General features: G+C 40.1%; 17 protein-coding genes. 6 read left to right on the forward strand and 11 right to left on the reverse strand.

Translation table 11 applies throughout. The annotated features are described in order from the left end of the window. Positions 1 to 22: 22 nt before the first annotated feature. The 9 genes from CLV48_RS10930 to CLV48_RS10970 form a co-directional block, all read right to left on the reverse strand. Complete coding sequence (locus tag CLV48_RS10930; protein ID WP_106567318.1) at positions 23 to 1,564, reverse strand: vanadium-dependent haloperoxidase; 1,542 nt, start codon at positions 1,562 to 1,564, stop codon at positions 23 to 25. Between the two features lie 11 nt (positions 1,565 to 1,575). Further along, a complete protein-coding gene (locus tag CLV48_RS10935; protein WP_106567319.1) occupies positions 1,576 to 2,499 on the reverse strand; it encodes a transporter in 924 nt (307 codons plus the stop codon). 222 nt (positions 2,500 to 2,721) lie between these two features. Next, positions 2,722 to 3,267 (reverse strand): hypothetical protein, encoded by a 546-nt coding sequence (locus CLV48_RS10940; RefSeq protein ID WP_106567439.1) that lies wholly within the window; start codon positions 3,265 to 3,267, stop codon positions 2,722 to 2,724. A 102-nt stretch (positions 3,268 to 3,369) separates the two neighbouring features. Further along, positions 3,370 to 4,500 carry a hypothetical protein gene (locus CLV48_RS10945; protein WP_106567320.1) on the reverse strand — a complete coding sequence of 377 codons (1,131 nt, stop codon included), beginning with the start codon at positions 4,498 to 4,500 and terminating at the stop codon, positions 3,370 to 3,372. Between the two features lie 91 nt (positions 4,501 to 4,591). Continuing rightward, complete coding sequence (locus CLV48_RS10950) at positions 4,592 to 6,532, reverse strand: hypothetical protein (protein WP_106567321.1); 1,941 nt, start codon at positions 6,530 to 6,532, stop codon at positions 4,592 to 4,594. A 517-nt stretch (positions 6,533 to 7,049) separates the two neighbouring features. Next, positions 7,050 to 7,241: a hypothetical protein gene (locus CLV48_RS10955; RefSeq protein ID WP_106567322.1), complete on the reverse strand. Its 192-nt coding sequence runs from the start codon at positions 7,239 to 7,241 to the stop codon at positions 7,050 to 7,052. Between the two features lie 65 nt (positions 7,242 to 7,306). Beyond that, on the reverse strand, positions 7,307 to 10,195 hold the full coding sequence (gene infB / locus CLV48_RS10960; RefSeq protein ID WP_106567323.1) for a translation initiation factor IF-2: 2,889 nt from the start codon (positions 10,193 to 10,195) through the stop codon (positions 7,307 to 7,309). A gap of 66 nt (positions 10,196 to 10,261) precedes the next feature. After that, positions 10,262 to 11,506 carry a transcription termination factor NusA gene (gene nusA, locus CLV48_RS10965; protein WP_106567324.1) on the reverse strand — a complete coding sequence of 415 codons (1,245 nt, stop codon included), beginning with the start codon at positions 11,504 to 11,506 and terminating at the stop codon, positions 10,262 to 10,264. 5 nt (positions 11,507 to 11,511) lie between these two features. Next, positions 11,512 to 11,982 (reverse strand): ribosome maturation factor RimP, encoded by a 471-nt coding sequence (locus tag CLV48_RS10970; RefSeq protein WP_106567325.1) that lies wholly within the window; start codon positions 11,980 to 11,982, stop codon positions 11,512 to 11,514. A gap of 218 nt (positions 11,983 to 12,200) precedes the next feature. Between CLV48_RS10970 and CLV48_RS10975 the strand changes: the two genes are divergently transcribed. Genes CLV48_RS10975 through rodA form a run of 5 tightly spaced genes read left to right on the forward strand, consistent with a single transcriptional unit; the run spans position 12,201 to position 17,663 of the window. Continuing rightward, positions 12,201 to 13,229: a rod shape-determining protein gene (locus tag CLV48_RS10975; protein WP_106567326.1), complete on the forward strand. Its 1,029-nt coding sequence runs from the start codon at positions 12,201 to 12,203 to the stop codon at positions 13,227 to 13,229. A 7-nt stretch (positions 13,230 to 13,236) separates the two neighbouring features. Then, entirely contained in the window at positions 13,237 to 14,055 is an 819-nt protein-coding gene (gene mreC, locus CLV48_RS10980; protein WP_106567327.1) for a rod shape-determining protein MreC, read from the forward strand. A 6-nt stretch (positions 14,056 to 14,061) separates the two neighbouring features. After that, positions 14,062 to 14,583 (forward strand): rod shape-determining protein MreD, encoded by a 522-nt coding sequence (locus CLV48_RS10985; RefSeq protein ID WP_106567328.1) that lies wholly within the window; start codon positions 14,062 to 14,064, stop codon positions 14,581 to 14,583. Further along, entirely contained in the window at positions 14,584 to 16,383 is a 1,800-nt protein-coding gene (gene mrdA, locus CLV48_RS10990) for a penicillin-binding protein 2 (protein WP_106567329.1), read from the forward strand. A gap of 5 nt (positions 16,384 to 16,388) precedes the next feature. After that, positions 16,389 to 17,663 (forward strand): rod shape-determining protein RodA, encoded by a 1,275-nt coding sequence (rodA, locus tag CLV48_RS10995; protein WP_106567330.1) that lies wholly within the window; start codon positions 16,389 to 16,391, stop codon positions 17,661 to 17,663. A 60-nt stretch (positions 17,664 to 17,723) separates the two neighbouring features. Here rodA and CLV48_RS11000 read toward each other — a convergent pair whose 3' ends face one another. After that, entirely contained in the window at positions 17,724 to 20,486 is a 2,763-nt protein-coding gene (locus CLV48_RS11000; RefSeq protein WP_106567331.1) for a M14 family metallopeptidase, read from the reverse strand. A gap of 453 nt (positions 20,487 to 20,939) precedes the next feature. Continuing rightward, a complete protein-coding gene (locus CLV48_RS11005; protein ID WP_245889528.1) occupies positions 20,940 to 22,100 on the reverse strand; it encodes a hypothetical protein in 1,161 nt (386 codons plus the stop codon). Here CLV48_RS11005 and CLV48_RS11010 point away from each other — a divergent pair. Next, complete coding sequence (locus CLV48_RS11010) at positions 22,099 to 22,425, forward strand: 2Fe-2S iron-sulfur cluster-binding protein (protein WP_106567332.1); 327 nt, start codon at positions 22,099 to 22,101, stop codon at positions 22,423 to 22,425. The two genes, CLV48_RS11005 and CLV48_RS11010, sit on opposite strands and share 2 nt — an antisense overlap. Positions 22,426 to 22,427: the final 2 nt, after the last annotated feature.

Genomic DNA, 22,427 nt, shown 5'->3' on the forward strand with positions numbered 1-22,427 from the left:
AATTCCAATGCAGGTTTCGGAATTAAAGTGCACCGTCTTCTTTTGCTTTATTGACAGCATAAGTACCGACCAGTTTACCTTGTTTTGTTCCTTCAGTGGCATCAAATCGGTAATGAATCCCTCCATAAATTCTGGAGACAGCGGCTTCTTCTGCCCACAATCTAAATTGTTGGGCATTTTCAGGGAAGAAAAATGACAATACTTCTGCACCAGCCGCAGAGAAGGTGCTGTGTCCTGATGTGTATGCAGGGAAATTTGGGGTGCCAAGAATTGTCCTGAAGCCTTTTATGGTTTCTACAGGTCTTGGATAATGGTAGTAGTACTTGGTGTCCCAGCAGGCTACACCTGCATCCATTATTGCTGTATTCATATAGGCAAATACCCTTGCAGACCTCAAAGGATTCAGCTTGTTTTTGACAATGGACAATTTGGCAAATTTGTTCCAATGCCCTGGTGGAGTGTATGAACCTAAACCATCTTCCCACCAATTGGCAATTCTACGCTGGTCCAAAGTCATGTGCCTGGCAAATCCTTCCAGTTCCTTGACATCAGCCTCAAACTGAGGAGAACCAATAGCAGGGGGAGGAGGGGAGCGGACTTCTTCAACAGTAGGTACATGCCACATTTTTACCCTTCCAAAAAGAGGGGTAAGCCCCACAGGTCGTTGAGGTGTTTCTGTATTTTGCCATTTCCAACCGAATCGCTCAAAGGCGGCATTGGCAATGGAATCAGAGATTGGCTTGGGTGTTTGGGCTTTGGACATCCCATCTGATGCTGCACGGGCCTTGGCCAACTTGACCACCTCTTCCCCGATATGAATACCTGCATCAAGGTCACTACTCACGTTGATTCCGGCATTTAACATGCTTTTTAAATGTTCTTGATAGTGTTTCTCCAAAACGTTGGCTTCCAAAGGAAACATAAGTGTCAAAATTTCTTTTGATACTTTGGCTACCACAGCGCCATGGGATGGGTAGGAAGGTAGGCCATTTTCAGGATATGCAGGACGGATACTTGGGTCTTGGCGATATGGAGCAAGTCTATTGTATTGGAATTTATAATGCCAGGCCAAAACCAAACCATCGTATTGGGCCACACTCAGGTAAGCCAACATCCGCGATGTGTATGGAGGATGGGCAAAGGGAAATGCAGGTGGCCCCACAGGATTGGCGGGGTTGGGCAAAGTGTAAGTTCCGTCGGCATTTGGCCCGGGAATGAGGTTGTATTTGGCGGCCATTTCCAGTGCAATTTCATTCCAACGGACCACCGGATTACTAGTCCAATATTCAACTGCACGTCTCTCTGAAGAAGATAAGCTGGCATTCATGTTTTTTACTTCACCTAATTCGGCTTGGTAAGCAGCTGAATTAATGGGATCAGGAGCAGTCAAAAGTATTTCTGAGGGATTACTAACCAAAATGGTTTTCCAGTTTCCCCCATTTTCATCTAGACTGCTGAATTCATAAGACTCAAAATCGTAGTATCGGGGAGTTTCTTCCAGACATGCCTGGAGAATTGCTATTCCTGCAATTAGAATGAGCAAATTATAAATATTTTTTTTCATCAGATGTCGGATTAATAAGCTTTGAATTGGTATGTAAGACCCAGGCCAAGGCTAGCCGCTTTGCCCATATTTCGACCTGAAATGGTTTGGTTAAAATAGGCAATGGCTCCGAAGCCCCGATCTGCTTTGATGTAATATTGGGTCCAAATGCCGACCTGACTTACCTCCATTTTATTGGTAGGTTGAGGTCTGTTGTAGGACCTGATATCATCACCTGAAAGGCAATTCAGACTCATATATGTAGCTTCGAGTCTAAGCCTTTTGTCCAATGTCCAATAACCAATAGCCCCATGGATATTTAAGGCGTTTGGTACATTCATAAAACTGGAGTAAACACTGCCATTTTGGTAATAATAAGCTCTTTCAATTTCGGTCTGTCCGCGCCATAAATAAGCTGCCGCCATGCGAAAAACAAGCCCATTATCCAGTTTATATCCAGCAATCCCTCTCATCCCGATTTCTGGTGCCCCTGCACCGATACTAAATGGCATATAATCAGACAAATACGTCCCGACAGGAGTACTAATATGGGTATTGGTTAGGAAAAGAATTCTTCCTGTTCCTACTCTATGCTGAAGCCAATCAACTTTCAGGGATACACTTAGGTCCTGTATCCCAGATTGTCCAACCTGTGTACCTCCGGAGGCATCTGTGCTGATATAGGGAAGGCTGGCAATAAGGTTGATTTTTTTGGTCAGACCCATGGCTACCATGGGCATCAACATCTGTCTGGTTAAGGTTCCTATGTTGGCATTCCCTCTTAGATAGTCTCCTTCCCAATATTGGTTCCATTTGCTGACTTCATAAATGCCCGCAACGCAGAATTCTCCCTTTGGCATCATGATCTCATCAAAGGGCATTTGTGCTTGTAATGAGGGTATATGGTATAGGTATAGTATAGCCAGTAATACTACTGAACTGTAAAATTTTTTCATAATTATAGGTTTGGTTGAATCAAAAAACGCAATAATGCTATGTTTTCAAATTGTTACATAGCTACCAACCATCTATCAAATCTTCCTGGATTCCATGCAATTATGGAATTCTGGGAATTATTTTTAGTTATTGAAAATCCCAATAATCCCAAGGCTTGACACCAGCTACGGTTTCAATAAGTAAAGAAGAATGGATAAAATGATCAGATAAGAAAATTAAACTTAGATCAACTGTGGAGGGGGGGAGTTGACTTCTGGAAATTGATTCTGGTAAGCTGAAAAAATAAACCCTATCAATTGTTTTTCTACTTTATATGGATTGTCAAATTTAAAGTTGTTCAATGGTTGTGTATAATCTTTTACAAAGATTTTTGACAGCAGGGAATTGTTACCGGAATCTGGCAAATCATCTTGTACAAGGGAACTTACCCATTGTTTAATGGTCTTGTCAAGGTTGCTTTTGGCTGTGTCCGGCACATAAATGATTTGTAGCGTATCTTTTATATATCTTTGTTTGATAGCCCTGAAATATTGGCCATTTTTCTCAAATAGAGTATTTGTTGTTCTGAAATTTTCCTCATCTGCCATGTAAGGAAGGTTCATCGGAATTTCCAGCATTCTTTCTTCCCAGCCTTCCTGATTCTCGCTGTAGATTTTATCAGCCCAGTTGCTTTCTATCTGTATATGGAATGAAAAATAGGCCACATAATACCCAAAATGGTACAATGCGAAACAGCAAAGAAGCAATATGGCGCTGAGTTTTCTCAATCCGAACAAGTTTCAAACTGTAAAGTAAAATAATTTTTTGAAATTTCAACTTAAGTGGTAAAAAATTGCAGCTTTCAGAGCCTAGAATCTTATATAAATATCTTAGCCAGTAACGATCAGGGTGATTCCTCCGATTAAATGACCATTGGTCAAATTAATGGCCGAAATCTCCAACCCTGTTGCTTCACCTTTTTCCAAACCAAAATCAGGAATCTTGAAATCAAAATTGGTTTTGACCATATTTTTTCCCAACTCTTCATAAGTCTTGGCTAATTTCTGATGTAAGCTTCTGTTTCCACGACCGTTATTTATAGAAATCAGCGATTCTTCAAATGACCTTAATACCTGTTGCTGCACTTGAATATCAGGTCCATCCCCCCTTGTAATAATCCTGATTCCACTTCTAGCCCAATTCATTTGAAGATCATGGCTACTTTTTTTGGCTTCAAGAAAAATTTTACGGAAAATTCCCTGGTTAGTCCTTCCCTTTACTCTAAAATCAGAGATAAATGGATGGCGCATTTCATAAATTTCGAATTGTGATAATGTTCTGAAATGGATCTCAGCCTCTGTGTTCGGGAAATGTACCAGTTGAAAAGAATAATTACTGGATTGGGACACAAAATTCAAGTTTTTTTGAGCAACATGACGCTGATGTCTGGGGTCCAAAATATGTAGATTGTCAGGTTTATCCAATGGGCTAAATGAGAAAGTTCTGGCAAAAAGGCACTTATGTCCGGATTCTGATATTGGAACTTGGTACTTCAACTCTACAGAACCTTGCCCGCCAGCTAACAAAATGCCATCCATTTGAACCAATCCAAGTTGGATAGCAAATGCGGTATTGAATCCTAAGGAAGGATCGCATAGAAAAAATTCCACTTTCGGGTAGGGAATCATCAGGTCCCCGCTGTTGTGCAACTGACACCTGATGGAGTAACTTTTTCCTGCCTCCAAAGTAGTTGTATAAGATGTACCAGCCTCTAAAGGTAATATATTGATATCAGGAGAATTCCAAAAAGTAAAACCCGATATGGGTCTGTTCCCGGCATCTCCAACAAAGGAACGGATGAATAAGAATGATGTAGGATTAAAGATATCAGGTCTTTGTTCATCTTCTCCAGAACGCCCTAAATGGCGGGAAATTTCAGGGCTTGATTCGACTAAGTAATTTGTTCTAATACTTTGAATTTCTTCTAAAAGTTCGTGGATTTTTCTGAGATTTTCGGGCATGATTTCTGAATTGAGTTGGCCAAAATTGTAAATGATCCGGAAACATAAATTACTTCTGAAAGGAATTCTTAATGATTGAATTCTTGCCTTTTTAGAGGTTTTTTATGAAGGATATCTGGGTTTCCGGATTATGCTTCAAAACCGAAGGTGCTTCTCTTGGATCACCCATCTGTACCCAACATGGATAAGCATATCCTCTGTCTGCATCGAGATTAAAATCAGGGAACTTCTTTTGTTTCCGCCATCGATCAAATATTTCCAAGGTAAGGTCTATTGCATTTCCCAATGCAGGTGGATTTTTCCTGTCAGTTCGGCGCAATTCCAAATAAATTTTTTGGAATGAGGTATCATCATCCCCTGGGCCTAAATCTGCCAGGGCATCTATAAATTTTTGGTGCAGTGGTATATCACCAGTCACATAAAACAAGGCTTCTGAATTGTAATAATCTGAGGCAGAATTTAAAATAGGTCCTGCCAGAGTTAGTTTTAATTCGCCGTCTTTTGGAGGGTAAATGAGATGCTTTTCCCGGTGGAAAAATTCCTGCCAAAAGGTTGTTGTTGGCAGTTTAAATTTTTTGGCAGGGAAATGATTTTTAAGGAAACTGGCATTTCTTCCCAATGGATCATTAAATGCGGTGTTCTTGAATTGTTGGAATCTAGGTTCATTTAAATGTTCCATCATTGGGAATGCTAAGCCATTGAGCGAAACTCCCAATCGGAAATTTTGAAATGCATTGTATAAATGTTCATAAACTAGGCTTGCCAAATACCGTATTCCTGCGACTGTAAGGGTTGACAATGCTCCCAATATAGCATCAATAAGTGCCAAGGCAGTAGCAACTGCTGCAATTATTATTGCTGCAAGGGCCAAAAACATGCCCAAAATATTAAAATTTCCCGCTGAATTGATGGCGTTACTGATAAAATCTCCAATCTCACCAAGATTGTTTATAGCAGTTTCCCACACCTCTAACAACTCGGCTGTCAAGGAATATGGTACCGGAGCTGGTAATGTCCCTGTATCAGTAGCACTTTTTAACCACTTGTAATAGATTCTGTAAGCATTATCAACATCTGAAGGATTTATTTTTTTACCATATTCATCATCATCCGAATCCCCTGTTCCGTATAATTTATTAATGCAGTCTGCAATAAATTTTGCCAAATGGTCAGGCATTTTACTACTGGGATCAGGAATTTCACTATTTGCTCCAATGGGGGAAATCTTTCCTGAAAAATTGAAATTGTAATATGCATGTATTTTCGAACTGTTCCAGTCAGTATTATTTAAAATATGAGTATTGAATACGTCCTGGTAGTTTTCACAAGTTTTATGACGCTGGGAATGGTTCCGATAAGGACCGCCAGAATTAATATTTACATAGGCATGTCCAACTGTATCTCCAGTAAAATGGGTCAAATAACCTAAAGAATACAAAAAATGTTGGGGATGATTGCTCCCTTCATCCAAAAGAGTTTTTAAAAACCTTCCCGATTTCCGGTAATGTAATGCATCAAACCACCACCACTCTCCTTTGGTTTCGCCATCCCGATAGGGATGCCCCAACTGCTCATAAAGGTCAAATTTGGTGATAAAATTGCTGATCATTTCTGTTAGATTTGCCAAAAGCCCTTCTAAAACTGCTTTCATATCAGAAAATAACTGTTCTATTTCTGTTAATGTAGAGGAGTGTTGCACCACTTGATCCTCTAAAGCCCCCAGTGCGTCCAAAATCTCATGGATGGGTTGGGGAACCAAATCAGACAAAGTTTTTTTAAACTCTTCAATGGCATCATATACTTTATAGTAGATTTCTACACCTTCACCTACCAAGGGAACTGGCCAATCTTTGGTGTTGAAGAATAGAAAATCCGGCCCCTGACATCCAAGAAAATAATAAGGTAAATTCTTTGGGTCTGACAGCAGGTTCTGTAGATCGGAATAATCTGCAGAATTTCCCAACCCTTGCCCGTTCAATATTTTTTTGCGGAGGGTTTCAGCAATAATGTGATGTAAGGCAGGTCCTGGCATTTTTTTAAAAAGAAAAGTTCAATGAAACGATTAATATTCCCTAAATAAAAGATTAACAAACTTTCGCCCGGATAGGATGAAAATACCATTACTGTTCAGACAAAAAAAAACCAAAATGTAAAACTTAAAAAACTTCCCGGAAAACCACTTCCAACCACTAAATAACGCTACTCAAAATCAGGTGAAACGGTTAGGCATGAATGAAAGTACAAATTTTTTTTATAAATGCCAAACAATCAATGAATTAATGTCTATTCTTCAGTGTTTTTCAATTTAACGTATTATCGAAATTTATTCCAATTTCTCCGAAATTCCAGCCACTGATCCTTCCATGGCAAAATCCAATCCCATACTGTTATCAATGATTTTTTTAAAAATTTCAATTTGGTTCCATTAGTTATCCAAGGGGGTTTTGATATTGGTTCTAAAATTCAGGTAAGGGTATGATTGTGGATAATCATAATAGAAAATTTGAAAAAAGAATAAAAGGATGTTTTTTGAAAAAATATCCAAAATGTTAAAAGTGGTTCAGCAATAGCCATATCAGCAACCAAACCAAACCCAACCCTCCATAGACTTTTATCACTTTTAACCTGTTCATCCTATCCAAAAACCAAAGTACAAGTACAGGTTTAAAGAGGCCTGTTACCAGGGAGAAAATACTGATCAAGAACATGATCTGACAAAAAAGAATAAATGCCTGAAGCATGTATTTTGGAGACTTAATGAGAGATTAATATAAAAAAAGGAGCCTTTTGAGCTCCCTTTTTGGTTTTATTTTTTCTTTTTGATTTCCTGCATCATGTACCCTTCTATGGTATCATCAATCTGAATGTTGTTGAAGTTTTTGATGGAAATACCACATTCATAGCCTGCTTTCACTTCAGATACATCGTCTTTGAAACGTTTCAGCTGATCGATTTCTCCATCGTGGATTACAATACCATCTCTGATGACCCTGATTTTATTTTTACGGGTAATATAGCCGTCGGTTACGTAAGATCCGGCCACTGTACCGATCTTTGAGATTTTGAAGACTTCTCTGATAATCACATTACCGGTAATGACTTCTTCAAATTCAGGTTCCAACATACCTTCAATCGCATCTTTGATCTGATTGATCGCATCATAAATGATGGAGTAATGTCTGATCTCGATTTCTTCCTGTTCTGCCAGTTTCTTGGCATTGGAAGAGGGCCTCACATTAAATCCTAGAATAATGGCGTCAGAGGCTGAGGCTAAAAGAACATCGGATTCTGAAATCTGACCGACACCTTTGTGGATGATATTTACAGAAACCTCCTCTTTAGAAAGTTTCAATAGGGAATCAGAAAGGGCTTCTACTGAACCATCCACATCACCTTTGATGATCAGGTTCAGTTCTTTGAAGCTGCCGATTGCCAAGCGTCTACCAATCTCATCAAGAGTAATGTGTTTCTTGGTACGCATGCTCTGCTCTCTGAGAATCTGCTCTCTTGAGTTGGCAATCTCTCTTGCCTCCCTTTCAGTTTCGTATACCTTAAAGTTATCACCTGCCTGAGGGGCACCGCCTAAGCCTAACACCTGTACAGGGGTAGATGGCGCTGCCTCAGTTAATTTTTTGCCTTTGTGGTCAAACATGGCCTTGACACGTCCATAGTGCGGTCCGGCCAACATGATGTCACCGATTTTAAGTGTGCCAGCCTGAACCATGATGGTGGCTACATAGCCACGGCCTTTGTCTAAAGAAGCTTCGATTACAGTACCCACAGCACGCTTGTTTGGGTTGGCCTTCAATTCAAGGATTTCAGCCTCCAGCAATACTTTTTCAAGAAGTTCGTCCACTCCTTGACCTGTTTTGGCAGAAATATCCTGAGATTGGTATTTACCACCCCATTCTTCTACCAAGAGGTTCATATTTGCCAGTTCTTCTTTGATTTTATTTGGATTTGCGTTTGGCTTATCCACTTTGTTGATTGCAAATATCATGGGAACGCCGGCCACCTGAGCGTGGTTAATGGCTTCCTTGGTCTGAGGCATGATACTATCGTCAGCAGCGATTACAATAATTGCTACGTCAGTAATCTTGGCACCACGGGCACGCATAGCTGTAAATGCTTCGTGACCAGGAGTGTCCAAAAATGCAATTTTATGACCATCAGAAGTTCTTACATCATATGCACCGATGTGCTGGGTGATACCTCCTGCCTCATCAGCGGTTACTTTCGATCTTCTTATATAATCCAAAAGGGAGGTTTTACCATGGTCAACGTGCCCCATGATGGTCACAATAGGAGCTCTTTCCTGTAGATCTTCTTCACTATCCTCTTCTTCTACTACCTCAATTTCTTCATCAGGTTTGGCAAATTCAACTTCGTAACCAAATTCATCTGCTATGATGGTGATGGCTTCCGCATCCAATCTTTGGTTGATGGATACAAACATTCCCAAAGACATACAGGTTGCGATTACCTGGTTGACGGAAACATCCATGAGAGAAGCAAGGTCATTGGCAGAGATGAATTCAGTGACTTTGAGGATTTTGGAATCTTCCAAGCCCTCCAGTTCTTCTCTCTGTCTTTCAGCTTTCTTGTCCCTTCTTTTGGCTTTTCCACTACCAGCTTTTCCACCACCTTGCAGCCTGGCAAGTGTTTGTTTGATCTGATCTTGTATTTCCTTCTGGGTTGGTTCTGCTTTTTGTACCCTGCTTACATTTTGTTGAGGAGCACTTTTACCTTTACCTTTTCTGTCTCTGTCTCTTTGTCCTGATTGATCAGGTCTTCCCTGCTGCTGTTGCTGCTGTGGGCTTTTTGATGCTTCCACAGGTCGGTCAGGCCCTGCCTTATCAATTCTTTTGCGAGGTCTTTTCTTTTTGTCTTTTCCTCTTTCGTCAGAAGATGCTACTGGTTTACCTTTTTTCTTGGACCTGTCTGTAGGAAGTTCGATCTTACCCAAAACGGTTAGGCCTTTGAGAGAATCTGCTTTGGCTGCTATGACTCCAGAATCCTCATTCTGTTTTGGTGCAGGTTTTTCTACCGGAGGTGCAACGACCTTAGGTTTTTCTTCAATTTTAGGAGCAACAGGTTCTTTTTTAGCCTCTGGCTGAGAGATAGTTTCTTTTTTAGCGACGTCTTCAGTATGAGGCTTCACAGCCTGAGGGGTAACTTTTGGTTTTGGTTCAACAGGAGCTGGTTTAGGTGCTTCTGCCGGTTTTTGTGGTTCTATTACCTTTGGTTCTTCTTTTTTCTCTGGCTCTTTCTTGGCGCCAAGATCAATTTTGCCAAGGACCTTGATTCCCTGAAGCTTTGGTGCTTCTACTGGGATTTTTTCAACTTTTTCCTCTTCCACTTCCATTTCCGGTTTTGGCTGAGGTTTAGGAGGCTCAGGAGTACGGACCTGTGCAACTGGCTCAGGTTTCTTTTCCTCTTTCACATCTGACTCGGCCTCAATGGTAAAGGTCTCATGATGACGTTTACCTATTGACAAGTGGGATGCTTCCTCTTTCTCCAAAGCTGAGGATTTGAACTCCTTGGCCAACATATTGAACTGGTCCATGTTGATTTTGGAGTTCGGATTATTTTCTACATCTGAGCCCTTTTTAGCAAGAAACTCCACAATCGTAGATATCCCTACGTTGAGTTTCCTTGCCACCTGGCCCAATCTCATGGTTTTATCTTCTGACATACGCGCTAAAAACTCTCTCTATTTATTTGGCAAATATAGGCCAATATTGTTTTATTCAGCCCCTATTTACTGTTCAAATTCCTGTTTTAAGATTTTAAATACCTCATCTATGGTCTCTTCCTCGAGTTCTGTTCTTCTCAATAGATCTTCTTTGGTGAGAGACAATACACTTTTTGCAGTATCCAATCCAGTCTTTTTCAATTCATCGATCACCCAGCTTTCGATTTCATCCACAAATTCTTCCAAATCTACATCTTCCTCTTCATAATCACTGAGTTCTCGGAATACGTCGATTTCAAAACCTACCAACCTGGAAGCCAGGCGGATATTGTATCCACCTTTACCGATGGCCAAGGAAACTTGATCCGGCTTAAGATACACAGAAATTCTCTTGTTATCTTTATCTACAGTAATGGAAGAGACTTTTGCTGGACTTAGTGCCCTTTGTACATACAACTCTAAGTTGTCAGTATAATTAATAACATCAATGTTTTCGTTCTGAAGTTCCCTTACGATTGCATGGATCCTGCTTCCCTTCATACCCACGCAGGCACCTACAGGATCAATACGGTCATCGTAAGATTCCACTGCCACTTTGGCCCTTTCTCCCGGCTCTCTTACGATTTTTCGGATGGTAATCAGACCGTCAAACACTTCAGGTACCTCATTCTCAAATAATCTCTCCAAGAATATCGGTGAAGTTCTGGAAAGAATAATCTTTGGATTACCATTGACCATTTCAACTTTATGGACGATAGCCCTTACTGTATCTCCTTTGCGGAATCTGTCCTTAGGGATCTGTTCGCCTTTTGGAAGGATCAGCTCATTGCCCTCTCCATCTATCAATAGGACTTCTCTGCCCAGGATTTGATAAACTTCTGCTGAAACAATTTCACCTACTAATTCCTCATATTGGTTGAAAAGCAGGTCTTTTTCAAGATCTTTGATTTTTTGGATCAAAGTCTGTCTTGCCATCATCACAGCCCTTCTGCCAAATTCTTCCAATTCAATTTTTTCATACACCTCTTCACCTACTTCGAAATCTGGCTCGATGTTTCTCGCCTCACTCAAACTGATTTTGTCAAAGTCCCAGATATCCTCTGAATTGTCATCCACAATTTCTCTGATCCTGAAAATTTCAAGGTCACCTTTGTCAGCATTGATGGTGACATCAAAGTTTTCATCTGTCTCATATTTCTTGCGAATCATCGCTCTAAAAACATCTTCCAGAATACGGATCATGGTTGGACGATCCACATTTTTAGACCTTGCAAACTCTGCAAATGATTCTATTAGAACTTTAGCATCCATTTTTTTTATTTAAAAGAGACTAACACAATTGATTTTTTTATCTGGTCAAGTGGCATGGAGATTTCTTGCTCTTCTGCTTTTTTGCCTTTTTCTTTCACTTTAATTTTCAACTTTACTTCTGTTTGTTCGACAGCCAAAAGCTCACCTTCCAATTCCTTGCCTTCCTGTGGAGTTACCCTCAATTTGCGGCCTATGTTTTTGGCATATTGCCTTTTTGAAGAAAGAGGATAATCCAATCCCGGAGAAGATACCTCGAGTACATATGCATCAGGCAACAAATTCTTGGCTTCTATTTCCTCTCCAACTGATCTGCTTACCTTGGCACAGGAATCTATACTAATGCCGGCATCTGCATCTATCAATATTTTAACCTGAGGCTTACTTCCCTTCTCAATTACCTGAATGTCCACTATAAAGTGGGATTCATCAGGTAAGTGTTTACTTACAATTTCCTCAATGTTTTGTTTTAAGCTCATATCCCTACAATGGTGATAAATGAAAGAGGGGACTCGTGTCCCCTCCCGATAACTTGGATAATACACTGCAAAGATAATGAAATTATTATTACAAAAAAAAACAACATTGTTGTAATAAATTGGGAATTAGATAATAATTTTGCCCACCCACGTTGAATATTCTACACTTACCGAGAAAATTTAACGATTAACTAAGCAGATCAATCAAGAAAAAAATAATGGGATTATTCGATTTTTTTTCCAGCGACATTGCAATAGACCTTGGTACAGCCAATACGCTGATCATCCATAAAGATAAAATTGTCGTAGACGAGCCATCTATTATCGCTATCGACAGGACTACAAATAGGGTTCTAGCTGTAGGGAAGGATGCTATGAACATGCATGAAAAGACGCATGAAAACATCAGGACCATACGACCTTTAAAAGATGGTGTGATAGCAGATTTCTATGCAGCTGAACAAATGATCAGGGGTATGATAAAAATGATACCCGGTCATAACAAAGGAATGTTTCCAAAGTCCCACCGGATGGTGATTTGTATCCCCTCCGGAATTACTGAAGTAGAGAAACGGGCTGTAAGGGATTCTGCTGAGCATGCTGGGGCAAAAGAAGTGTATATGATTTACGAACCTATTGCTGCGGCAATCGGTATCGGAATCGACATTGAAAAGCCCATGGGGTCAATGATTGTGGATATAGGAGGAGGAACCACGGAGATTGCGCTGATTGCCCTTTCGGGGATTGTGGCGGATCAATCTATACGTGTAGCCGGTGATACTTTTACCAAAGATATTCTTGATTACATGAGGAGACAGCATAACCTATTGATTGGTGAGCGCTCTGCAGAGAAGGTGAAAATAGCCATCGGATCAGCTCTGACAGAATTGGAAGATGCGCCGGAAGACTATGAAATCAGGGGCAGGGATTTGATGACTGGGATTCCCAAGGTAATAAAAGTATCCTATTCGGAAATTGCATTTGCCTTGGATAAGTCTGTTTCAAAAATTGAAGAGGCCGTATTGAAAGCTTTGGAAATAGCCCCACCTGAATTATCAGCTGATATTTATGATAATGGTATACACCTCACAGGTGGAGGAGCATTGCTTAAAGGGCTCGATAAAAGGTTACATCAAAAGACCAAGCTGCCTATACACATTGCAGAGGATCCATTAAGAGCTGTAGTGAGAGGTACTGGAACTGCTCTGAAAAATATCCAGAATTTCAGAACCGTCTTGATGACCTAATGTTTGAATGTACCGGATTTTACTATTTCTATATAGGATAAGGGCCTTCTTGTTGTTTGTGTTGTTGGAAACTATCGCCATTTGGTTGATTGTCTCCAATAACTCTCAGCAAGGATCCGTTTTTTTTAACAGTTCCAACCGGATCAGTGCAGGAATCCTGGATACCCAAACGGACATCATTGATTATTTTTCTCTTTCTTCTGTCAATAAAGCACTGGTTGAGAAAAATGCAGAACTGTTGGCTGAATTAGAACAGTACAGGAAACCTGCAGATAGTATTTATTTTTCCTTGGATAGTGCTTTGGAAGCAAGCTACCAGTTCAAAGGAGCTAAAGTCATTAATAATTCCATCAACCTTTCCCAAAACTACCTGACCATCAATAAGGGGTCAAGGCATGGAATCCGTGAAGGTATGGGGGTGTTTAATGAAGAGGGTGTAGTGGGAAGGGTAAAAGGAGTGACAAAGAATTTCGCTACCGTGATTTCTCTTTTACATACAGAATTACTGGTTTCTTCAAAAATTTCCTCCTCTGAGGTTTTTGGATCAATCAAGTGGGACGGTGTTGATCCTAAAATCGCCAAAATGCTCTATGTACCCAGACATGTGCAGGTACAAGTGGGAGATAAAGTGGTGACATCAGGTTATAACGCTGTGTTTCCAGAAGGAATTCCGATTGGGATAGTCTTAGAAGTGAAGCCTGGGCCTGAGACCAATTATCTGGATATTACTGTGGAATTGTCCACAGATTTCACCAAAATATCTTATGTTTATTTGGTTGAAAATAATCTTGCAGAGGAATTGGAAAACCTGAACCTGGAAAACTAATTAAAAATGAACAGTAGCAAAATTTTTTTATTGGCCGGTAGTTTTCTGCTCTATTTTTTAGTGCAGGTTTTGATGTTTAAGAATATGGTAATTTTTGGGGTTGCTTTCTGCTTTTTATATGTTTTATACATTCTATTATTACCTGTTGAGATGAAAACCATTCCCATGATGCTAATTGCTTTCATTTTGGGGCTTGGGGTGGATATGTTTTATGATACTATGGGGATGCATATCTTTTCCTTAGTAGCGATAGCTTTTGTTAGGAATTTTTGGTTAGGAATCCTTACTCCCACAGGAGGGTATGATGAAAATCTTCAGCCTTCAATGTTAAATATGGGATTGGGGTGGTTTGTAACTTATTCTTTGCCATTATTTTTTCTTCATCATCTTTTGTTTTTTTATATTGACAGTTTGGGAACCAATTTATTCTTTCCAGTGGTTCAAAAGATCGTAGCAAGTACTATTTTTGTATTTGTAATGAGTATAATCGTACAATTACTATTCTATAGGAGAAGGAGGGGGATATAAATGAATGATCAAAGACCGTTAATCATTATCATCGCTATTGTCCTGGTGAGCGTGGTATTGCTGACAAAACTGTTTTTGATACAAGTTGCTGATGATTCTTTTTTAAGAAGAGCAGAGCGCAATGCCATTCAACGCGTAGTGGACCATCCCTACAGAGGGCTTGTATATGACCGTACAGGCAAGATTATGGTCTACAATAATCCGATTTTTGATCTGATGGTAATCCCAAGGGAATTCTCTGTAAAAGATACAGCACGATTTTGTGATCTTTTCCAAATAAGCAAAGAACAACTCATTGAAGCTTATACTTCAGCAAGGAAATATTCTGCGGTGAAGCCATCTCCTTTGAAGAAACAGATTTCCACCACAGAATTTGCAAGGATTCAGGATTATTTGATTGATTATCCAGGGCTTTTTGTAATGACGAGGGCTGTGAGGTCCTATCCACAGCCAAGTTCAGCCAATGCTTTGGGTTACATTGGAGAAATCAGTGCAAGACAATTAGAACGTGATACCTTAAGGTACTATAGACAGGGGGACTATGTAGGATTGAGTGGTATTGAAGGATTTTATGAGCCCGAACTCAGGGGTATCAAAGGGGTAAAATACCGAATGGTCAATGTAAGAGGGGTGGACAAAGGTGCATTTAAAAATGGGGAATATGATACTGCCTCAGTAGCAGGACATAACCTCACCTCGACAATTGATTTGGAATTGCAGCAGTATGGAGAAATGCTGATGGCAGGAAAGCGGGGGTCTGTGGTGGCTATTGAACCTAAATCAGGTGAGGTATTGGCCATGATTTCAGCACCTAGTTATGATCCAAATATTCTTACCGGAGCAAAGTTTGGGGCCAATTACATGGAATTGAACCAAGATGAAAGCAAGCCGCTATTTAATAGGCCTATTATGGCTATGTATCCTCCCGGTTCAATTTTTAAGATTGTTCAGTCACTGGTTGGCTTACAAATGGGGGTTCTTAGCCCTAACACCACCTATTCTTGTAACCGCTCATTGGTTGCCTGCCACAATCATCCAAACCCGGTCAATTTGTTTGGCGCGGTAAAATATTCCTGCAATCCTTATTACCACCAGGCCTATAGGGCCATGATCAACAGGGAAGTTTCCAGGAGTACCTTCAAGGACACTGAGATAGGCTTAAATGCATGGAGGGAATATGTTGTAAAATTTGGACTTGGTGGGCCATTAGGAATTGACCTTTATAATGAAAAAGGAGGTTCGATCCCTTCCAGTAATCTTTATGACAGGATCTATGGACCAGGTAGATGGAAATATTCAACCATTTATTCCCTATCTATAGGGCAGGGTGAAATGTTAGTGACACCACTTCAGATGGCCAATTTGGCAGCAATTTTTGCTAATAAAGGTTATTACTATCCTCCACACCTTGTTAAAGCAATTGACGGTGATCCTAATAAAATTCCTCAAAGGTTTAGGACCAGAATGGATGTTGGTGTAGATGCACAGCATTTTGATCTGATCCAGGATGCCATGGCAGAAGCGATATATGGTACAGCTGCTCGTGCTGCCATCAATGATATTACCATTGCCGGTAAAACAGGGACAGCCCAAAACCCACAAGGGGAAGATCATTCTGTGTTCATTGCCTTTGCACCCAAAGATGATCCAAAGATTGCCATAGCTGTTTATGTTGAAAATGCTGGTTGGGGAGGAAGAGCTGCGGCAAGTACAGCAAGCTTGATGATTGAAAAATACCTTAGGGGTGAAATTACCCGGCCTGCGTTGGAAGAGTATGTGCTTGCGGGGAAATTTATGTAATTGTAGTGAGACAGGACGACCTATACATCAATAAAATTGACTGGCTTACCATCACTATTTATGCCCTACTGGTCATAATGGGATGGTTCAATATCTATGCGGCTGTTTATGATGAGCAAGCAGCAAAAAGTATTTTTGATTTTTCTATTAATTCCGGAAAGCAATTGGTTTGGATCGGTACTGCATTATTGTTGATCACCATCATTATGGTGGCAGACTACCGGCTTTTCGAGAATCTTTCCTGGATTTTGTACATTGTCCTACTGGTTTTACTCATCATTACTCCATTTATTGGAAAAGAGGTAAAAGGTCAAGTACTTTCTATTGGATTTGGTTCATTCAGGATTCAGCCATCTGAATTTGCAAAATTCACTACTGCCCTTGCCCTGGCTAAATTTATGGAAAGACCTAGCTTGGATCTTACCAAATTTAAGTATCAAATACAGGTTCTTACTATAATTTTTATACCTATAATTCTGATCATGCTTCAGCCGGATACAGGAACGGCCATGGTATATACTGCATTTTTCATTATGTTGTACAGAGAAGGCATGCCACAGCGCTATTATGTCCTCGGACTGACTATTATTACCATTTCATTACTCGCCCTTGGTATCGAAAACAACTTTTATATTGTTATTGGAGTGGTAGTGGTGGTATTGATTTTGATATTATTGGGCAAAAAGAAATTCTCCAGGATACTGGCATTTTCAATTTTGGGAGCAGTTACCATTGTTTATACCTATAGTTTGGATTATGTGGTTTCCAAGCTTCCCGAACACCAGCAGAACCGTATCATGGTGTTGTTTAATCCGGATTTGGACCCATTGGGTGTGGGTTGGAATGTGACCCAATCCAAGATTGCCATTGGGTCTGGAGGATTTGCAGGAAAAGGTTACCTTGAAGGGACACAGACCAAGTTTGATTTTGTTCCGGAGCAGCATACTGATTTTATTTTCTGTACCCTTGGAGAAGAATTTGGCTGGCTAGGATCCCTGGTGGTCATTTTCCTTTTCTGTGCGTTATTGATCCGATTGGTGTTCTTGGCCGAAAGGCAGAAAAACAGGTTTTCCAGAATTTATGGTTATTCAGTTATTTCCATTCTGCTTTTCCACTTTATGATCAATATTGCCATGACCATAGGACTTTTCCCAGTGGTAGGTATTCCTCTTCCATTCTTCAGTTATGGGGGATCTTCCTTATGGTCATTTACTATTTTGCTCTTTATTTTCATCAAGCTGGATTCCCACAGGATCCAATTGTTGGGTAGAATGAAATGAAAAGAGGCTGTCACAATAGATGAGACAGCCCCAATTAAGAATTTTTTAGGATTTAATCGATTATTGATAAAGGTTGTTGAAAAGCATTTTGAAAGTGCCATGGGACTGCGCTCTATAAGTAATTTCAGGTCCATAAACATATAGACTGCCTTTACCAATTGGTGCAGAGAAGGATGTAATACCATCTTCCAAATAGGACTCTCCCCAAGCCCATCCGCTTTTAAGGGGAGTCTTAGTATCAAACCAGCTCAAAACCTGGAGTCCCTGAAGATTGGCTTCAGGTTTCAACTTGAACACAGGGCTATTGTTGAACAGTACATCGACATGGTTGGTCAATCCCCAGTTGGCAGGAATGGAATTATCGACTCTTGTCACCAGAACACTTCCTGGAACAAAATATTTCTCTCCGGGTAATGGTCTTTCTGAACCATCCCTCTGCACTTCTACAAGCGCATTCTTAATAGGAAGATCCAAATGGTAAGCTAGCATGGAAGCACTCCCCACAGCTACAATTTTACCGCCGTTTTCCAAAAATGATTTTAGTTGAGGTATAGATTTTTCAGTACTGATATTACCCAACATGTGATGATATTCTTCAGGAATATTGCTTGCATCAGGTGTTGAGCCCCAACCGCCTCCAGCATTTCCTCTTCCCGGAGCAGGAATTCCGCCACTTATAAAGAGGATTGCATCGTATTTCTTGTTCAGGTTTCCTGCATCAATTTCTTTTGCAAAAATCAGCTCAAATTCAAAATTATACTGTTCCAGTATCCATCGGACCCAACCACTTGGCATTGATCCACCATAGGTGTCAAAAAGTGCAATTCTGGAGGGTTTGATTGTTATTGCATTTGAAGGGGCAGATTTGGCTGCCCTGACCTTTACACCAAATTTGGCGACCTGTTCTGAAAGCAATCTCTTTGCACTTCCCGGAATATAAAACGAACCTGCAGGTAATCCATCTATAGAATTTTTTATTCTAGATACCTTGATTCCATTTTTGAGAAGTTCATTGACAACTGAGAATGCATCATTCTGCATAGCGCTTAGGTAAAACCCCGAATTTGAATTAGGAACCTGTTCAACTGGCACAGGTTCGAGTTTACCGTATGGTAGCGTCTCGAATGGGCCTGATAATCCTTCTAAAACCCTTTCTACCTCGATGCCCATTTGGTAGGCCAATGTCCAACCTGCAGCATCATACGGCCTGATAGGAGGACCACCGGGATATTGAAAATCATTTGGATAATCTTGCGGTTCGAACATGTCTATGACATGAGGCCTGAAAGCCTGATTTGTCTGGACCACGTAAGAGCCTTTAGGGAATGTTTTCCCATTCACTGTAAAGGCGGATGTAGCTTTTTCTATTCTGATCCCTGTTTTAACCAGGGCATTGATGAACTTCACTGCTGTAGCCGGGTCATTTTGGTCAGCACTGATTATAAATGCTCTTGGGTCTCTTTTTTCTTTAGCCTGATATACGCTGTCATAGAATACAGAGGGGATGGCACCACCTCTCATGGAGAAAGGGTTGGAAGGAGCAGGATATTTGTCTTTGTTTTTTTCGTAAGCTGTTTTTATGGCCTCGATTTTTTTTGGGAAAGGAGTCCAATAGTCTTTACTTCCTCTTTCAATAGAGCCCTTGCCCATCAAATAGATATTGTAAAGTAAATGGTCACTGTTTCTCGCTGCATAATCTAAAACAGCAAAATTCATTGAGACAGAGTAATCAATGGATTGTTGGAAATGCCAAGTTTTTTGAGGTGTAACAGGGAATGGTGTATTGCTGTTTGGTAAAAGTCTGTCCGGCACTAATGGGATTTCCTCTGGGTTAGGTCCGCCCACAATTTCAGTGAGGATTCCGATGATATTGTGATAGTGGGTGGTGGTTCTTAAGCCACCATTGTACCATGTGGAAAAGGTGGAGCCATTCATTCTTGTAAAACCAGGCTTATTTTCAGCATTCAGCCTATTGTACATTGCAGCACCTACTGCATCGATTCCTGTCACCATCATCGGATCAAAGTTATAATTGAAGGGATCACGGTATGGAGGGCCAGCCAAGACAGAACCTGCAGGACCTCTTTGGTGGTGATTATACATTACCTGAGGGATCCATTCTACAAAAAGCTGGTAGCCAAGATTGGTAGATTCCTTCATATTTTGGATGTAGAAATCCCTATTGTTGTCATGTCCGATATATTTTTGATACAAAACCGGAAGGTTTGAAAGACTTCTTTTTTCTGGAACCGCTTCCCTCATATACCAATTGCCGATTTTTTCATGACCATCTGGATTGGCATGCACAAAAAGGATTATGACATTTTCTAAAATTCTTTTTGTTTCAGCATCTTCTCGGGTCAGAATCTGGTAAATTGTTTCTGTAAGTTGATGTATGCCTACCGTTTCTGTAGAATGGAGACCTCCATCAATCCAAACGATGGCTTTCCCTTCTTCGGAAAGTTTTTTTGCTTCTGCATCAGTAATTCCTTCTGCTCTTGCTAACTTGACAGAGATTTCTTTGTATTTATTAATATTGGCGTGGTTTTCAGGTGAAGTGACTATCATCATCCATTGTTCCCTACCTTCTTCTGTTTTTCCAATGGATACCAGTTTTGCTTTGGTGGAGGCCTCTTCCAGTTTTTTAAAATAAGCCTCAGTAGAAGTATAATTGCTAATGTGATAATCATCTCCCATTCCAAATCCGAAATGCTCTTTGGGAGAGGGCAGTTTTTGCGCAAAACTCAAGTTTGCTACTAAAATTAAAAGACTGAGAAGGAAAATTCCTCTCCTGGTCCAAGATGCTTTTGTTAAGTTTTCCATTTATGCTTTGTTTTAAATCTGAGGCCAACCCTGTAATCACATGGTTCATCTCTGGATCCATCACAGGGCTTGTCTTTTTCTGAAATACCCCGGGTTCCGTCCTCCATAATAACAATAAATTTAAAGAGGAAATAGTCATTTACATTAACGGTCGATATATCGGTACCAGTAAAGGCTGTAAGATTCTGAGCTGTGAAGCTGTAGTTTATTGGGAAGGGACTGGCTTTTCAAAAAGTTTGACTGCAGGAATGACACTACTAGGTAAAGGAATTACCTTTTAATTGGATGAACTTTTGACAAAGGAAAGACTATAAGGTAGTTAGGAGGATTTTTTGCTCATGATATTTAATCCATAAAAAAACAGCCTGTGATTTAAAAAATTCACAGGCTGTTATATGCTGAAAATATCAAATAGAAGTTAAACCTAACGATGTATTTGCTTGCCAAGTGGCATTAGGCTCTATGGTCGAATTTTCTAAATACCAGCTGAAGGAACTCATTGAGCTCATCAGAGTTTTGGTCCCAGTTCAATTCCCCTACATAGCGCTGATTGAGCAGGTTGATGGCATCTCCAAAACTTTCACATTGATCAATGGATTTCAAAGCATGGCTGAGTAGATCAGGGTTACCATCAAAAAGAACTTTAGTAAACATGAATTTTTGGTTGATACCGATACTGTCGGCTAAATCTTTTATTGTACCTTTCATTATTGAATATTCCTCAGTCTCAAATCTTGACCAGATCTTTAGAGGGTCCAGTGCCTTTTCCGACGGTACCACTTTATAATTGCTATTGTTAAGTAAGGGAGCAGTACTTGATTCCTGTAATACAGATTCTTGTAAATGGTCGTTCTCAGGTTCTAAATTTTGGCTAAATATCTCTTCTTTAGATGAATTTTTTTCTACAGCAGTTTCAGTTTCAACTACTGGTCCGGAAGATACAGTTTCAGAAGGGTTTTCAAACAATTTGGGTAGCTCCAGAATAATTACAGCGTTAAGGGTGTCCAGCAATTTTTCAGCAGGCTCCAATTGGTCACCAAGCCGCTCGAAATTTTGGTTGAGGGCTTGTTTGAAGGCCTCTTTGGTATGTGCAAGTCCGGCACGGTCGATGATATTTTGGATCAATTCTGCATGCCACTTGAAGTATTTTTTGTTTTCTTTTAGATAAATATTGAGTTGTGAAGGATCTTTTTTGTCAAACTCCTTCTCAAAATAGGCTACAGGGTCCAATGCCAAGTGGATGGATTCCACAACAGCATTTTTGAGCAGGGGTTCAAAGTCTTTTCGTTCCACTTTAATGCTTCGGGACAGGATGTTCATAAATTCCTTTAGCGCTTCATGGACTGCATTGTCACGGTAATCAAAATATGGGTTGCTTTTCATTTTTTCCAACTCCTTTTGCCAAGCTTCAAATAAGCTTTTTATAGAGAAAAAATTGACCTGAATGCTTGGAGTCAACTGAACCATTTCTGGCCCAGTCATGTATTTCCTTTGTGAAAAATAGGCATCACAAATTTTGACTGTAAATTTATCAGCGTATTCCTGAATGTATGCGTTATTGATGGTCATAATGAATTGAAATAGAAAGGTCTGTTGTATTCCAACGAAAGCCATGATCAAAATTATTATAGAAAATCTGAATAATCACGAAATAATTTCATCGGAATCTGATCGTAAAGTTATTGAATTAATCCATGAAAACTACATTGACTGGATGCATGGTTGCGGAAAAAAAGGTAGATGTACTACCTGTAAAATGATCGTATGCTCCGGTATGGAACATTTAAGTTCACTGAATGAACGTGAGGAATTTTTCAGGGAAAGAGGCAGATTAAACGAAGATGAAAGATTATCTTGCCAAGCTAAAATTAAAGCAGGGGAATTGCGTATCCGCGTGGCTGAGGAAAATAAATTCCCCCATTTGGTGTATAGTGATTAAGC

It is taken from the genome of Cecembia rubra, assembly GCF_003014575.1.
Classification (GTDB): domain Bacteria; phylum Bacteroidota; class Bacteroidia; order Cytophagales; family Cyclobacteriaceae; genus Cecembia_A; species Cecembia_A rubra.